Origin of the sequence: Myxococcus sp. MxC21-1 (assembly GCF_032612255.1) — a bacterium.
GTDB classification, from domain to species: domain Bacteria; phylum Myxococcota; class Myxococcia; order Myxococcales; family Myxococcaceae; genus Myxococcus; species Myxococcus virescens.
The window spans coordinates 7,918,777-7,932,621 of sequence record NZ_CP123278.1 but is presented as its reverse complement, the minus strand read 5'-3'; the positions used below and the strand labels follow the sequence as shown (position 1 = coordinate 7,932,621).

The 13,845-nt window shown below is 70.9% G+C and carries 10 protein-coding genes and 2 pseudogenes; 4 read left to right on the top strand and 8 right to left on the bottom strand.

What is annotated here, in order from left to right:
• The first annotated feature begins 51 nt into the window (after positions 1 to 51).
• Positions 52 to 501, top strand: a complete 450-nt coding sequence (locus QEG98_RS35370; protein WP_316564452.1) for a hypothetical protein — start codon at positions 52 to 54, stop codon at positions 499 to 501.
• Here the strand turns inward: QEG98_RS35370 and QEG98_RS35365 are convergent.
• The 3 genes and pseudogenes from QEG98_RS35365 to QEG98_RS35355 form a co-directional block, all read right to left on the bottom strand.
• A complete protein-coding gene (locus QEG98_RS35365; protein WP_316568017.1) occupies positions 414 to 686 on the bottom strand; it encodes a DUF3293 domain-containing protein in 273 nt (90 codons plus the stop codon). The two genes, QEG98_RS35370 and QEG98_RS35365, sit on opposite strands and share 88 nt — an antisense overlap.
• Entirely contained in the window at positions 574 to 876 is a 303-nt protein-coding gene (locus QEG98_RS35360; RefSeq protein WP_316564451.1) for a DUF3293 domain-containing protein, read from the bottom strand. Before QEG98_RS35360 ends, QEG98_RS35365 begins: the two co-directional genes overlap by 113 nt.
• 265 nt (positions 877 to 1,141) lie before the next feature.
• Positions 1,142 to 2,364, bottom strand: a pseudogene (locus QEG98_RS35355) (M48 family metalloprotease).
• A 360-nt stretch (positions 2,365 to 2,724) separates the two neighbouring features.
• Here QEG98_RS35355 and QEG98_RS35345 point away from each other — a divergent pair.
• Positions 2,725 to 3,351 (top strand): hypothetical protein, encoded by a 627-nt coding sequence (locus QEG98_RS35345; protein WP_186817743.1) that lies wholly within the window; start codon positions 2,725 to 2,727, stop codon positions 3,349 to 3,351.
• Positions 3,352 to 3,359: 8 nt separating this feature from the next.
• Here the strand turns inward: QEG98_RS35345 and QEG98_RS35340 are convergent, their stop codons facing one another.
• The 3 genes and pseudogenes from QEG98_RS35340 to QEG98_RS35325 all read right to left on the bottom strand — a co-directional run bounded on the left by QEG98_RS35340 (position 3,360) and on the right by QEG98_RS35325 (position 5,889).
• Positions 3,360 to 3,845, bottom strand: a complete 486-nt coding sequence (locus QEG98_RS35340) for an ester cyclase (RefSeq protein ID WP_316564449.1) — start codon at positions 3,843 to 3,845, stop codon at positions 3,360 to 3,362.
• A 63-nt stretch (positions 3,846 to 3,908) separates the two neighbouring features.
• On the bottom strand, positions 3,909 to 4,304 hold the full coding sequence (locus tag QEG98_RS35335; protein WP_316564448.1) for an acyl-CoA dehydrogenase: 396 nt from the start codon (positions 4,302 to 4,304) through the stop codon (positions 3,909 to 3,911).
• Positions 4,277 to 5,889, bottom strand: a pseudogene (locus tag QEG98_RS35325) (acyl-CoA dehydrogenase family protein). Before QEG98_RS35325 ends, QEG98_RS35335 begins: the two are co-directional and overlap by 28 nt.
• Positions 5,890 to 6,381: 492 nt before the next feature.
• Here QEG98_RS35325 and QEG98_RS35320 point away from each other — a divergent pair.
• Complete coding sequence (locus tag QEG98_RS35320; RefSeq protein ID WP_316564445.1) at positions 6,382 to 7,656, top strand: phospholipase D-like domain-containing protein; 1,275 nt, start codon at positions 6,382 to 6,384, stop codon at positions 7,654 to 7,656.
• A gap of 2 nt (positions 7,657 to 7,658) precedes the next feature.
• On the opposite strand, the gene QEG98_RS35315 is transcribed toward QEG98_RS35320, so the two are convergent.
• Both QEG98_RS35315 and QEG98_RS35310 read right to left on the bottom strand, forming a co-directional pair.
• Positions 7,659 to 8,381, bottom strand: a complete 723-nt coding sequence (locus tag QEG98_RS35315) for an endonuclease III domain-containing protein (RefSeq protein ID WP_011556357.1) — start codon at positions 8,379 to 8,381, stop codon at positions 7,659 to 7,661.
• Between the two features lie 129 nt (positions 8,382 to 8,510).
• The gene (locus QEG98_RS35310) at positions 8,511 to 9,017 is read right to left on the bottom strand and encodes a GNAT family N-acetyltransferase (protein WP_316564444.1); all 507 of its coding nucleotides are present in this window, start codon (positions 9,015 to 9,017) and stop codon (positions 8,511 to 8,513) included.
• Between the two features lie 201 nt (positions 9,018 to 9,218).
• Between QEG98_RS35310 and QEG98_RS35305 the strand changes: the two genes are divergently transcribed.
• Positions 9,219 to 13,505: a hypothetical protein gene (locus tag QEG98_RS35305; RefSeq protein ID WP_316564443.1), complete on the top strand. Its 4,287-nt coding sequence runs from the start codon at positions 9,219 to 9,221 to the stop codon at positions 13,503 to 13,505.
• Positions 13,506 to 13,845: the final 340 nt, after the last annotated feature.

Here is a 13,845-nt window from a genome sequence, read left to right as displayed (position 1 = left end):
CTGCGCGACGGGGCCCACCGGCCGTCCCCCGCCCCTCCCAGCTCGGCCGCCGTGCAGACGGAGCTGGGAGCCCGGGACGTGGTCCAGGCCGGTGAGGAATACGCCCGCAACAACGCACTGGTGTTGGCCGAGACCGGGGAGGCGGTGGAGATCCGCCCCAACTTCTGGCGCATCCGCTTCGGCCTCGCGGACCAACCCGGCCGCGTGCTGGAGATCGAGTTCGATGAGCTGGCGCGCAGGGTCATCAATGCCCGCGAGTTGGAAGTCATCCCGGAGAACCCGGGTGATGCCGCCCTGGGGGCAGCGGCTCCGTGCCGGCGGCGGGGCAGCCCCGAGGCCCCATTCCCTGAGCGTGGGCGTCGCCCCGCGCCCCGGTCCTCACGGGCGGCGCGGGGGCACCCTGTCCGCGTGCTTCACGGGGCGGGTGCGCGGGCTTCCTCGCAGAACAGCAGCTCCGCCCGGCCTCCCGTGCGTCCCACGAGCACGGCGACCTGTCCGTAGGCGCGGCCGAAGCGCCCGGCCTCCTCGCGAGGAAGCCCGGGGACGAAGAGGCTCTGCTCGCACCAACTGCTGTCATCCGCCTCGCCCAGCGCGGGGCTGCCCCCAACCCCCGGCGACGAGCTGCGCGACCATGCGCTCCTGTGCGCGGCGGTTCTCCTCGTCGCTCCGCCACTGCGAGCCGGGATTCCACGCCGTCAGGAAGGCCCACTCGCGGTGGCCGCGCGCCGCAAGCGTTGCGTCCAGCGCCGGGTGCAAGGCGCCCACCCGCAGGATTTGCTCGACACCACCCGTGCTGGGATGGGGCCGGATGAGGTAGCGCGTCGCCGCGTAGGCCGTCGCCAACCGCTCGCGTTCGTGGTGGCTCATTCCGCTCATGATGCGCCGCGTGCCTTCCGTGGAAAATCGGGTTTCGGATAATTCAATGTGAATGTTCGATTCAGTGAGCCACGTCCAGACGGCGGACACACTCGGAGCGGGTCGCTTCCAGGTTGGCCTTGAGCCGAGCGTCCTCGGCGCGGCCCCGACACCATCCCCACCGACTACACGGAGGAGACGGACCGCCGCCAGGCCGGGCGCGCCGGCAGCGACATCGAATACGGAGAGACGCACCGTGCTCCGGCGCACCCTGCCGGAGCACGGCTCAGGGCGTGGACCGCACCCCGCCCGTCACTCGCTTCACCGTGCGGCCCGCGGGAAGCATGTCACCGGGCTGCACGCCGTTGATGATGGACAGCTCCTCCACGGGGATGGTGGACGGGTGCTGCTCGTTGAACTGCTGCAACGTCATGGGGGACGTCACCTTCGCCAGTTCAATTCGTGCGGGCTGGACGGCCAGCGCCGAGGCATCCGTGAGCTCGCCGAAGCTGGAGAAGGTCGCGCGGAAGGCGTCCTCGTAGGCGGGAAGCTGCTGCGCGCCGGTGTAGCCCAGGAGCTGGAGCGTGGTGCCGCCCTGGGTCACGAAGGCCGTGACGCCGGCGATGACGCCCTGCTCCGTCTGCGCCTGGAAGAACGCGGCGCCCGGCGGGAAGCCCGTGGGCGCCGCGCTCACCGGCTGGATGCCGTCCTGCGCGAGGAAGCGCCGCATCGCCTCCTGCGGCGCGATGTTGCCAGTGGGCACCAGCCCGACGATGGCGTCCTCCTGCGGGCTGATGCCCGCCACCTGCTGGGGCTGGTTCGCCGTCTTCCATCCCTGGGGGAAGGTGAGCTGGAAGCGCAGTCCCGGGTGCATGAAGACGTTGCTCCGGAAGAAGCCCTGCCGCGGGTCGTCGCCGTAGGCCATGCCCTGGAGCATGGCGAGGTATTCCTCCCGGCCATCCTTGAGCTGGTTGAAGTCCACGTTGGCTTTCGCGGCGCGCTCCTTCGCCGTCTTCACGCGGTCGCCCGGGTCGGGGTGGGTGGACAGCCACGTGGGGAGGCTCTGTCCACCCGCGGACTTGCCCACGCGGTCCAGGGTGGCGAAGACGTTGGCCGCCTGGCGCACGTCGTAGCCGGCGTTCAGCATGTACTTGAAGCCCAGTTCGTCCGCCTGGCGCTCGTCGTCGCGGCCGTACTTGAGGAACAGCAGTTGGAGGCCAGCGGCGGCCAGCCCCCGAAGCGGGCCACGTCCTCGCTGAGCACGCTGCCCAGCAGCAGGCCGGCCTGGGCGAGCTGCGCCTGGGACAGCTGCTCCACGGAGTGCCGGGCGGTGATGTGGGCGATTTCGTGCCCCAGCACGGAGGCCAGCTCCGCCTCGGAGTTCATCGCGGTCAGCAGGCCCCGCGTCACGAACACGGGCCCTCCGGGGAGGGCGAAGGCATTCACCACCGGGTCATCCACGGCCTGGACCGTCCAGGGCAGCTCCGGCCTTTCGGAGGCCTTCGCCATGGGCAGGCCCACCCGGGCGACGTATTCCTGAACCTTGGGCTCCTGGATGAGGCCAATGGACCCGCGCACCTCCTCCGCGCTCTGCTTGCCCAGGGCAATCTCGTCCTGTTGAGAGACGAGCGACAGCATGCGCTTGCCGGTGGCGGGGTTGCGCACGCAGGTGGTCAGCGAGAGCAGGGCCAGCAGTGGCAGCAGCCGGAGTCGTGAAGTCATGGGGCCTTCCTGGTAGTGGTGGATGCGCAAATAGGTCAGCGGCGGCACGGCGACCACGGTGGGGGTGGGCGGGCCGTCAGTGCTGGACAGTCGGGCGCGCGCACCGGGCCCGCTTCCGTTAGCTTCTCTTCGCGAGGAGGCGTTCGAATGGATTCGGATTCGCTCGAAGCACGGATGGCGCGGCTGGAGCGCAGTTGCCGGCGGTGGCAGGGGCTGACGTTCACCGCGCTCGCGTTGGCGGGACTGGGGCTGGGCGCGGCGGCGCTCCGGGGCGAAGACGTGTCCTCCGGGACGCTGGTGGCCTCCCGGCTGGTGCTCACGGACGCGCGCGGGCAGACGCGGGCCACGCTGGACACCGACGCGCAGGGCAACGCGGGCCTGGTGCTGCGCGACGGCGCGGGCCGGCCCCGGGCGCTGCTGGGCGTGGGCGAGGACGGCTCGCCCCGGCTGCGCTTCTCCACCGCCGAGGGCCAATCCCTGGCGGAGCTGATGGTGTACTCCGACGAGGCGCCGCGCCTGACGCTGTCCAAGCCCGGCGGCGGGGAGCTGTTCGCGGTGGGCCTTCAGGTGGATGGCTCGTCGCGGCTGGAGCTGTCGGACGCGGACGGACGGCCCCGGGCCATCCTGGGTGCGGACGAGCATGGCTCTCCCGGTCTGGTGCTGAGGGACCGCAAGGGGCTGCCACGCGTGGCGCTCCGGGTGTCGCCGTCGGACGGCGCCAGCCTGGTGGTGGAAGGCCAGGACGGCGCGGTGTTCCGCGCGCCCGGCGGCTGAGCCGAAGGCTACATGGTGGGCGGCACCACCTTGTAGCCGCGCTGGAGCAGCGGCGACAGGCGGTCGGAGATGTCCCAGGACTCCACCACCTTGCCGTCGCGCAGCCGGTACAGGGAGTGCCCTTGCAGCAGGAGGGGCTGGGGGGCCGGTGCGGTGGCCTTCCAGTGCGCGAGCACCAGGTCGCCGTCCGCCACCAGGTGGAGGATGTCGAACTTCAGCTCGGGGAACGTTTTGAAGCTGGCCTCCGCCTGCTGACGGATGAAGGCGGGCCCCACTGCGTTGAGGGGCGCGCCCTGGGAGCGGTCCACGAAGTCCTCGGCGATGAACTCCGGGATGCGGTCCAGCTTGCGCAGGTTGTAGAGCTCCTCGGTGAGCTGTCGCACCCGCTGCTTGTTCTGGGCCTCCAGGGCGGCCGCGCGCTCCACGGGAGACATCGTGGCGCAGCCCGACAGCCACCCGAGGGCGCACATCAGAATCGTCGTGTGTCGTGTCATGGCCCCACGATGCTGTGCATGGGGGAGGCAGGCGGGCAGTGCCGCCTGCCTCAAACGTTCACCTCATGGCGACAGGTGGCCCAATCCAATGGGCGCGGCGAGGCAGGTGTCCGGTACTCCAAACGCGTTCACCAGCGCCACCGCGTCCGGGCGGAGCTCGGCGCACAGCCGCGTCACCTCCTTGCGGATGGCCTTCGCCTTGGTGCCCTCCAGCCACCCGTGCTCCTGGAACCAGCCGTTGGCGGACTCCAGGCAGGACAGGCCGTAGAGGTCGCACAGGCGTCCCAGCACCGTCTTCAACCCGGGGTCCTTCACGTCGGCCACGCCCTCGAGGAACTGCTCCAGCACCAGCCGCTCCACGTGGGCGTGCGCCAGCTCCAGCAGGTGGACCTGGACCTGGTTGAAGGCCTCGAAGGCCTCCACGCCCGCGCTCAGCCGCTTGCGCAGGCGCCGCGACACGGTGGCCAGCAGCTCCTCCTCACGGAAGCGCAGCGCGCGCAGGTGGTAGTCGTTGTCGCGCAGGTGGTCGCTGTCGGTGCGCCGCGCGACGAAGGGTTTCGGTCCACCACGCGGGTGGCCCGGTCCGCCAGCAGCTTCAGCACGGCGAAGACGCGGTCGTCCTCGAAGCGCTGGCGGTGGCCGGTGAGCAGGCCCTTGGCGACCAGCTGCATCAGCACCGTGTTGTCGCCCTCGAAGGTGGTGAACACGTCCGTGTCCGCCTTGAGCGCCGCCAGCCGGTTGGCCTGGAGGTAGCCTTGGCCGCCGCACGCCTCGCGCGCCTCCTGGAGGACGGCGGTGGTGTGCCGGTGCTGTAGGCCTTGAGGCCGGCCGCCAGCGACTCCACCTCGCGCGCGTCCTCCTCGGTGCGCTTCACGTAGCGCTCGACGAGGTATTCGAGCGCGAAGTCCATGGCGTACGTCTTGGCCAGGGGCTGGAGCAGGCGCCGCTGGTGGGCCTGGTGGTCCAGCAGGCGGAACTCCTTGTCGCCCGCGGGGCCGAACTGGCGCCGCAGGTCGCCGTAGCGCACGGCGATGGTGAGCCCGCTCTTGGCCGCGCTCAGCGCCGCGGCGGCCACGCTCACCCGGCCCGCCACCAGCGTGCCCAGCATGGTGAAGAAGCGCTTGGAGTCGCCGGTGATGGCGCTGGTGTATTCGCCCTGCGCGTTCACCTGTCCGAAGCGGTCCAGCAGGTTCTCGCGCGGGACGCGGACGTGCTCGAACCAGATGCGGCCGTTGTCCACGCCGTTGAGGCCCATCTTCTCGCCGCAGTCCTCGATGCGAATCCCGGGCAGCACCTTCCCGGCCGGGTCGCGCAGTGGCACCAGCAGCGCGTGGACGCCCAGCGCCCGGCCGCCGACCTCGAGCTGCGCGAACACGGTGGCGATGCGCCCGTGCCGCGCGGCGTTGCCAATCCACTCCTTGCGCGCCGTCTCCGTCGGCGTGTGCACCACGAACTCGCCGGCCTCCGCGTCGTAGCGGGCCACCGTCTCCACGTCCCGGACGTTGGAGCCGTGGCCCAGCTCGCTCATGGCGAAGCAGCCGGGCAGCTCCAGTGAGGCCACCTGGGGCAGGTACTTCCGGTGGTGCTTCTCGGTGCCGAGGAAGAGGATGCTGGCGCCGAAGAGGCCGAAGTGGACGCCAGCCTTGATGACGAGGCTCAGGTCGAAATAGGCCAGCGTCTCGAAGGCGGTCACGAAGGCGCCCAGGTCCGCGCTCGTCTCATTGTCCGCGGGGAAGGCGATGCGCCCCAGTCCGTGGTCGGCCATGGCCTTGAGCCAGGCGAGCACCTTGTCGCGGTACCTCGCGGTGTCGCGGGTGTCCGTGTAGCGGAAGGCCGGGTCCGCCAGCCACTGTCGCACCTGGGCGCGCGTCTCCGGATAGGTCCGGTCCAGCACGGCGCGCAGCGCCTCCGGGTCGAAGGAGGTGGGCGTGCCCTCATGGGCGCGGCTGGGGGAGGCGGCGGGGACGAGCGCGCGGACGGCCTCGCTGCCGGAGACGCCCAGGGACGCCTCCAGCTGCGCCAGCGCGCGCGTCAGCTCCGGCATGGGCGCGGGGAGGCCCTCGTCGCCGTTGCCCACCTGGGCGAGCCGCGCGCCCAGCTCGGCGAGGTTGTTGTGTTCGCTGTGGGACAGTCGCTCGGCGGTGCGGCGGATGTGCTCGCGCACCTGGGCCAGCTCACCGGGGCTGGGCGGCACCAGCGGGTCCAGCCAGCGCGCCAGCACGGTGTTGGCGCGCAGGTCCAACCAGGGCTGCGCGCGGGCGGCGGAGCCCATGGCGCGAATCTCCTCTGGCGTGAGCTCCCCGTCCGTCCAGGCCACGTACAGCATGGGCACGAGCGGAGCGAGTCGAGGCAGGGACAGCAACTCGTGGGCTGTCGGTCGGGTGTCATCCACCATGGTTGGCGCTCCTGGAGGCTTGAGGACGGGCGCAGTGTGGCCAGCATGCCGCCGCGCGGCAACGGGAAGCGTGTGTCGGGCCCAAGGCAGGCGAGCAGGCGCGGCATTCCAAGCGGAGGGAGGCATCCCTAGCTTGTCCGTATGCATGAAATGCAGGAGCTGGAGGCGCTGATTCCCAAGCCCGGGGCGCTGGGCTTCTCGGGAGGCGTGGAGCGTGCGCGACATGAGATGCACGGGCCCTTCACGCTGCCGCCGGGGCCGGAGGCCTTCTCCTTCGCGCTGTACCAGTCCACGGGCGTGGGGCTGATTCCCGGACACGCGCTGGAGTTGCTGGAGAACAGCGCGGTCTTCGAGCGCATGCTGGCGGACATCCGCGCCGCCCAGAGCAGCGTCCATGTCCTGGTGTACATCTGGCGGCCCTGTGAGCTGTCGGACCGTGTCGTGGAGGCGCTGGTGGAGCGCGCCCGGGCGGGCGTGGCGTGCCGCGTGGTGGTGGACCCGGTGGGCAGCGAGGAGATTCGCGGCGACCGTGACTTCGACCAGAAGGTGGAGAAGGTGCTCACGGACGCCGGGGTGGAGGTCCACTACTTCCGGCTCCTGGCGGGCAAGGTGCTGGGCCGTCTGCTGGGGCGCAGTCACCAGAAGCTCGTCATCGTCGACGGGCGCATTGGCTACACGGGCGGCTTCGGCATCTGGAAGGTGTGGGAAGGCGACGGCCTGAAGCCGGACGAGTGGCGCGACACGCACATTCGCGTCGAGGGCCCCGAGGTGCGCCGGATGCAGTTGTCGTTCTCCCGGCACTGGCAGGAGTCGGGTGGCGGGTTGATTCCACCGAGCGCCTTTCCGGAAGCGGAACCCGCGGGTCCCTGCGCCGCGGGCTTCATCGACAGCGCGGGCAAGCTGGGCCTCACCGACGCGGAGCGAATGATTCGCATCGTGATTGGCGCCGCGTGCGAGCGCATCTGGATTGCCAACGCGTACTTCTCACCGCCCAACGCGATTCTGGAGCAGTTGGAGGAGAAGTGCCGTCAGGGCGTGGAGATTCGCGTCCTGGGGCCGGGGCCCAACCATGACGTGCCCATCATGAGGGCGTCCCAGCGCTCGACGTACGAGCGGCTGCTGGCCGCGGGCGTGCGCATCTGGGAGTACCAGCCGTCGATGCTGCACTCGAAGACGCTGCTCGTGGACGACTGGCTCGCGGTGGTGGGCTCCACCAACATGGACTCGCTGTCGCTCAACAAGCTGAAGGAGGGCTCGCTCGTCATCCACGACGCGTCCTTCGTCCGCAAGCTGGCGCGGTGCTGGGCGAAGGACCTGCGGCACTCGAAGGAAATCACGCTGGAGAATGGGGGCCGCACCAACCCCTGGCGGCGGCTGGCCCGCCGGGCGACGCAGCTCGTGGGGCAGGACCGGTAGCGTCAGCGCGCGTCCCTCACGCCGACCTGTCGGCAGAAGCTCAGCACCGGGCACGTGGAGCACTTCGGCCGCGTGCCCGTGCAGACGTGCTTGCCGAAGGGCACCAGCAGCCGGTTGAGCTCCACCCACCAGGCGCGCGGGAGCACGGCCTCCAGCGCCTCCATGGTGGCCTCCGGCGTGCGCGCCTGCACATAGCCCCAGCGGTTCGTCACCCGATGGACGTGGATGTCCACGCTGATGGCTTCGTGCCCGCAGGCGATGCCCAGCGCCAGGTGTGCGCACTTGGGGCCCACGCCCTTGAAGGACTGGAGCACCTGGGCATCACACGGCAGCGCGCCTCCGAATTCATCCCGCGTCCGCGTGGCGATGGCGTGAAGCTGCCAGGCCTTCGCTTCGTGGAATGTGACGGGCTGGATGAGGGCGTCGATGTCTTCCGGCGACATGCGCGCCAGGGCCTCCGGCGTGGAGGCGCGCTGGAGCAGGGCGAGCGAGACGGGCAGACTCACCTCGTCGCGTGTGCGGATGGAGAGGATGCAGGCGACGAGCTGCTCGAAGAGCGTGTCATGTCCTCGGGCCGCGAGCGCGAACATCGCCGCGTCCGCGAAGTGGCGCACCGCCTCTCGGATGCGGCCGAGCACCTCGTCGATGTCGAAGGGCTTCTTGTCCGGCCGGGGCGGTGGTTCCACGACGCGGCCGGGCTTCGTGGGCGCCTGCCGGCTAGGCATGGCGCGTTCCTTCCGCGGGATGGATGCTCGTCATGTGCTGCCTCCCGCCCCAAACCTGGGGACGCGGGCGCGACGAGGCCCTGGGCCGTACGAAGGGCCGCCGACAGGGCAGGGGGCCGTCCGTCTTCGTCAGTCGAGCGGCTTTGACAAATCCCGGGCGTACCAGTGATCGCAGCCGAAGTGGCCCGTGCTGCCCATGGGCGCGCACAGCGGCTCGAAGCCCATGCGGCGGTAGAGCTTCTGGGCCTGCTGCATTCCCGCCAGCGTCTCCAGGTAGCAGCGCTGGAAGCCCGCTTCACGTGCGAACTCCAGGCAGCGTCGGAGCAGGCGCTCGCCCTGGCCGAGTCCTCGGGCTTCGGGGAGGAAGTACATCTTCCGCAGCTCGCAGACGCCCGCGTCTCCTCCTTCCAGTGGGGCGATTCCACCGCCGCCGATGACACGCCCCGCCCGCTCCACGACGAAGTAGGCGTGCCGGGGCCGGACGTAGGCGGCGGTCATCGCCGACACTTCGGGGTCGTGGATGGCGAAGCCAGGGCCGTCCGCGCCGAACTCCGGCATCACCGTCCGGATGATGCCGGCCACCGCCGCGTCATCCCTCGATTCGATGCGTCGCAGCGTCAGCTCTTCCGTGCTCATGCGCGCAACGTTTCACAGCCGGGGCCGAGGTGCCAGCGGCGGTAAGGCGGCCGCCCGCTGCGTTGACGCTCACGCACGGGTTGTGCAGCCGGATGCACAGGTGTCACGGGCGTGATGCAGCGTGTACGCGTTCCCCTTCGTCAGGGGTGCCTGTACGCGACGGCCTCTTGGATGGCATGTTCGTTGTATCGAGGGGGATGTATGTACTGCGCTGACTGCCGCGAAGAGCGGCGTGGCAAGGACTTGTGGTGCGCGCTGTGTGGCGCTCGGATGACGGGGCGGTCGCGTGAGGTCATCGAAGCCGAGCTCACGCACGTTCAATTCCTGCTCGATGAGCTGACGCGGTGGGAGTCGTCCGAGGTTCCGCCCAACGTCCGGCGCTTCATCTCGGAGCGGTATGAGCGGCAGGCTCGCATCCTCCTCGCGGTCTTGACGGAGCTGCCTCCAGCGGGCTCAGCGGAGACGGCCACCGTCGTGGCTCCGGCGCATGCGGATGTCGCGACGTCCGTTCCCGCGGCCTTGATGCAGGAGCCTCCCTCGCAGCAGGAGACGGCCTCGGTACAACCGGAGGTCGAGGCGACTCCGGCCGTGGAGGCTCCGGGTCTCACCGAGGAGCCGCGCCAGGCCGAAGCGTCTGCTCCGTCGGAGCCGGAGGACGTCGCGGCGCCGTCGCCCCCGTCCGCGCCGGAGGCCGATGCTGGAGTGGACGCTGCGCCCGAGGCTGTGCAGCCGGATGAGCCGCTTCCCGAGGAACCGCCTGTCTGGCTGCCGCTGCCCGCGAATCCGGCGGAGCCCTACGCGGAGCCGCCGTCGGCGCGAAGCCTCACCGCGCGCCTCGTCGAGGAGACCTCCACCTGGAACCGCGTGTGGAGGCCGTTCCTCTACGAGAGCCTCATGTGGTTCGTCGGGGCCTTCCTCATCCTCTCCAGTGCCCTCTACCTCGTGTTCGAGAGTTGGGTGGGGATGTCGTCCGGCTTCCGCTCGCTCACGGTGTTCGGGCTGACGGCGAGTTGCTCCGCGGGCTTCACCGGTTGGGGAGCGTACCTCGCCAGGCGCGAGGCGTTGCGCAAGCCTGGGTACATCCTGGGGCTCATCGGTACAGCCGTGGCTCCGCTCGCTGGTATCGCACTGGGGCCCATGGGCTTGGGGGACGTCTTCCAACTGGGAGGCGTCGGCACGGTGTGGCTCATTCCCGCGCTGCTGGCATGGGCGGGAGTGGCGGCCTTCCTGGCGCGCAAGCCGCTGGAGGCCTTCGATTCCACGTCCCGTCCCTTCATCCAACTGGCGCTCGTGGCCAGTACCTTGATGATGGGGTTGGCGCCGCTCGCCGCGGGGCTGGGCATCCATGCGCTGTGGCTCAACGTCCTGCCGTGCGCGCTCTTCTTCCTCTTGTCCTCGCGTCCGCCACCAGCGCCGCGTGAGGGCACCGCGCTCGCTTTCGTCCTCGCCGCGCCGCTGTACCTGCTGCTGCTCTATTTCACGCGCCTGCACGTCGCGCTGGCGGGCGCGGACGTGGCGGTCTCCGTTGGCACCTATGCCCCGTTCGGCGCCTTTCTCCTGGCCACCGCGTTGCGCTTCCGCACCCTGGACGCCGAGCGGGGCGCGGATTCGCTGTCCATTGGCGTGGTCTCACTCCAGGCCACCTGCCTCATCGCCGCGGCGCTGGCTCCGGCGCCGGCGCTCTTCGTCACGGCGGCGGTCATCTCGTGGACGTTGCTGTCGCTGTCGCGCGGCGGCGTCGCCCGCATCCGGTGGGTCTACGCGGCCTATGCGAGCACGTACTTCGCCTATGCCTCCTTCTCCCAGCTCATCCCTGGGCCGGTGCGGCGCATCATCAATGCGGTGAAGGCCTGGTTCGGTTACGTCACCGAGCCGCTGCCGCTTCAATTCGGAGCGCTGTCCGCGCTTCCCTTCATCTTCGCGGGCGCGTTGTTCGCCGTGTCGCGGCTGTGGCGAGGCCAGCGTACGGGCAATGCACGGGACCTCGCGCTGGCGGAGGTGCTGCTGCGCGCCACCGCGGTGGCGAGCCCGCTCTTCGTCTTCTTTGGCCTGTCGGGACCGGATGCTCGGCCCTCTTTCTGGAGCGCGCTGGCGCTGGCGATGCTGTGTCTCGTCCTGGGCCTGCTGGTGGAGCGCTTCTTCCTGACGGTGGTGGGGGCGGGGCTGTCGCTGTTCCTTCCCTTCCAGGCCTACGCCGTCCTGGGGGCATCCGGCGGCGCGGTCGCGTCAGGGGCGCTGGCCCTCGTGCTCGCCGCGGTGAGCATGCTGTGCACCGCGCGCACGCGCGGGTTGCTGGGCGCTGTCGTGGGCGTGGTGGCCACGGTGGGGTTCCTCATGGGCCTGATTGCTGGCGATGGCTTCACGGCCGTGACGGGCATGGCCCTGTGTGGCGCCGCCGCGGTGCTTGTCGCCTGGGTGCTCCAGCGTGCCTCCTTCATGGCGCTGGCGTCCGTGCTGGCGGCGGCCGCGCTTCCGCGCCTGGCCGGAGAGCTCTCGTCCACGGCGGTGGCGCCCACGCTCGCGGCGGTGGCGCTCGGGCTCTCGCTGCTGGGGATGCGGGGTGGGCTGACGCGGTGGCTGGGTCTGCCGGGCGTCTTCTACGCGGTGCTCGCGATTCCCTGGGGCGTGCTGGCCCAGGCGCCGGGGCTGGCCGGCGTCATTCTGGTGTCCGCGGGCGCGGTGGCCGTGGCGTCACGGACCTTCCCGGTGGTGCGTCCCCTCGCGGTGCTCATGTCGGCCCTGGCGCTGGTGCATGACATCCCGGGTCTCTATTCGCCATGGAGTGGATGGATGTCGCCGGGCCTGTCCGTGGCGCTGTTCTGCTGCTGGGCCCTGGGGGCTTCCGTCGCCGCGGCGCGGTGGGGTCGAGGCATCAGCGCGACGGTCGCCGGGCTCATCGCGCTCGTCTTCCCGCTGACGGCCCTGCTGGGCGCGCGTTCGTCGGAGCAGGCGCCCCTTTTGCTGGGGGCAGCGCTCGCGGCGCTGCTCACCGCGCGCGTACTGCCTGCGGGGCTGAGTGTCGCCGTGTCCGCGCTCTATGCGCTCACCGCGACATTCAGTTTCGGCGCCGTGCCGTTGTTGTGTCTCGCCGCGGTGTTGAGTCTCCTGGCCATGCTGGAGGAGGTCTCCGCGGTCTTGCGCGTGGGGGCGGGCGGTCACCGTTTCGCCCTGGCGGCGACGTTGTCCGCCGCCGTGGTGCTGGGCGTCGCGGTGGTGAAGTGGGACGACGCGGGGCTGCCGTTGCTGCTCGTGGGCACCTGCGTGCTGCCCCTGCTCTGGACGCGAGCCAGCCGTCAGCCGTTCTTCGCGTCGCTCGCTGTCCCGTATTCCTTCGTGGGCATCGTGGTGGTGGGAGGCGAGCTGCCCTCGTGGGTTCAGGCGCTTCCGCTGCTGAGCCTGGCGTTGGTGCGTGTCGTGGCGCACGTCCCCGCCGCGGCATCGCTGCTGCTGCGCTCGCGTGAGGAGGCGCCTCGCCAGGCGCTGTCATCGTGGATGCAGGGATGGCTCGCCGTGGTGGCCCTGCCCGTGCTCGTCGTCGCGCTCAGGCCGTACCATGTCCCCACGTCGCTCTATGTGCTGTTGGCGTCCCTGGCGCTGATGCCCGGGCCGCGTCCCTTCTTGCGCGTGTGCGGCTCCGCGCTGGCCCTCCTCTTCTTCCTGGAGGCGCGTCCCATCGTCATCGGCCTGCTGCTCGCGCTGGCCATCGCGGAGAGTCAGCGGCCCGCTCGCGTGTGGGCGTTCTTCCGGAGCGCGCCGGACACGGCGCTGCGGCCCGGCGCCGTCGTCACGGCGCTCATCCTCGCGGCGCTGCCCACCCTCTATTCGCCCACGCCGTCTCATCTGGCCACGCTGGCGGGCGTGTTGGCGCTGGCCGCGTTCCTGCTGTCTCGGCGGTGGCTGCTGGCTCCGGCCATCTGGGCGTTGGCGTTGGCGCCCATGGGCGCGGTCAGCGTGAACGAGCTGTTCGAGCGGGGGCTCGACGCGGGCCTGTCCGTCATCGCCGTGGTGTTGGGCGCGGCCGTGGCGTCCGCCGTGCTCCAGTCCGGAAGCCTCCAGCGCGCGCTCACCCAGACCTTCGCGAAGGTGTTGCCTCCGCTGGAGGACACCTGGAGCGAGCCGCTGTGGGTGGGCAGCGCCGGTGCGTTGGGCGCGCTGCTGCTGGAGCGCCTGCTCCTGTCAGGCCCTGGCTCGCTGCCCCTGCCGGTGGCGGTGGGCGCCGCGGTGACGGCGTGTGTGTTGATGGTGGCGAGGAGCGGTGGATGGCCAACGTGGCCACCGCGTTGCTGGGGGCCTCGCTCGTCGCCGCCGTGGACCCGCTGTGGGTGCCCGCTGTCGTCAGTGGAACAGGGCTGGCGCTGTGCCTCATCGGGTCGCTCGTGGACGCTCGCGGTGTGCGCGTGGGCGCCTCGCTGCACCATGGCGGCTGGGTGCTGGCGCTGCTGTCGCTCGCGGGCTTGCGCGAACTGGAGCACGTGGGCACCCCGCTGACGTTCCTCTTTGGCGTGGGCGCGGCGTGGGCCGTGGTGTGGCGGCGTCGCGAGCGCGAGGTGGTGGGGTGGCTGGCCTCGCTCGCCGCCGTGCACGGATGGCTGCTGCATCTGGGCGCGGTGTACTCCAGCGGCCGGGGCGCGGCGTTCATCCTGCCGTACCTCGGAGCGGCCAGCGCGCTGTTGGCGGCCCTCTCGCTCTTCGTGGCCAGCAAGTCGCGGCGCCGGAGCGTGGGGCATGGCTTCGCCGGGGTGGCGCTCTTCGAGGTGATGGCGGGGCTGGCGCTCGTGGACACGTCGCTGGGCGCGCTCCGCGAGGGACTGGTGGCGAGCGTGGCGCT

Coding starts and splice junctions, on each gene's coding strand:
- QEG98_RS35360 (WP_316564451.1), bottom strand. CDS start 876: ATGAGCGGAATGAGCCACCACGAACGCGAGCGGTTGGCGACGGCCTAC.
- QEG98_RS35345 (WP_186817743.1), top strand. CDS start 2,725: ATGGATTCGGATTCGCTCGAAGCACGGATGGCGCGGCTGGAGCGCAGT.
- QEG98_RS35340 (WP_316564449.1), bottom strand. CDS start 3,845: ATGACACGACACACGACGATTCTGATGTGCGCCCTCGGGTGGCTGTCG.
- QEG98_RS35320 (WP_316564445.1), top strand. CDS start 6,382: ATGCATGAAATGCAGGAGCTGGAGGCGCTGATTCCCAAGCCCGGGGCG.
- QEG98_RS35315 (WP_011556357.1), bottom strand. CDS start 8,381: ATGCCTAGCCGGCAGGCGCCCACGAAGCCCGGCCGCGTCGTGGAACCA.
- QEG98_RS35310 (WP_316564444.1), bottom strand. CDS start 9,017: ATGAGCACGGAAGAGCTGACGCTGCGACGCATCGAATCGAGGGATGAC.
- QEG98_RS35305 (WP_316564443.1), top strand. CDS start 9,219: ATGTACTGCGCTGACTGCCGCGAAGAGCGGCGTGGCAAGGACTTGTGG.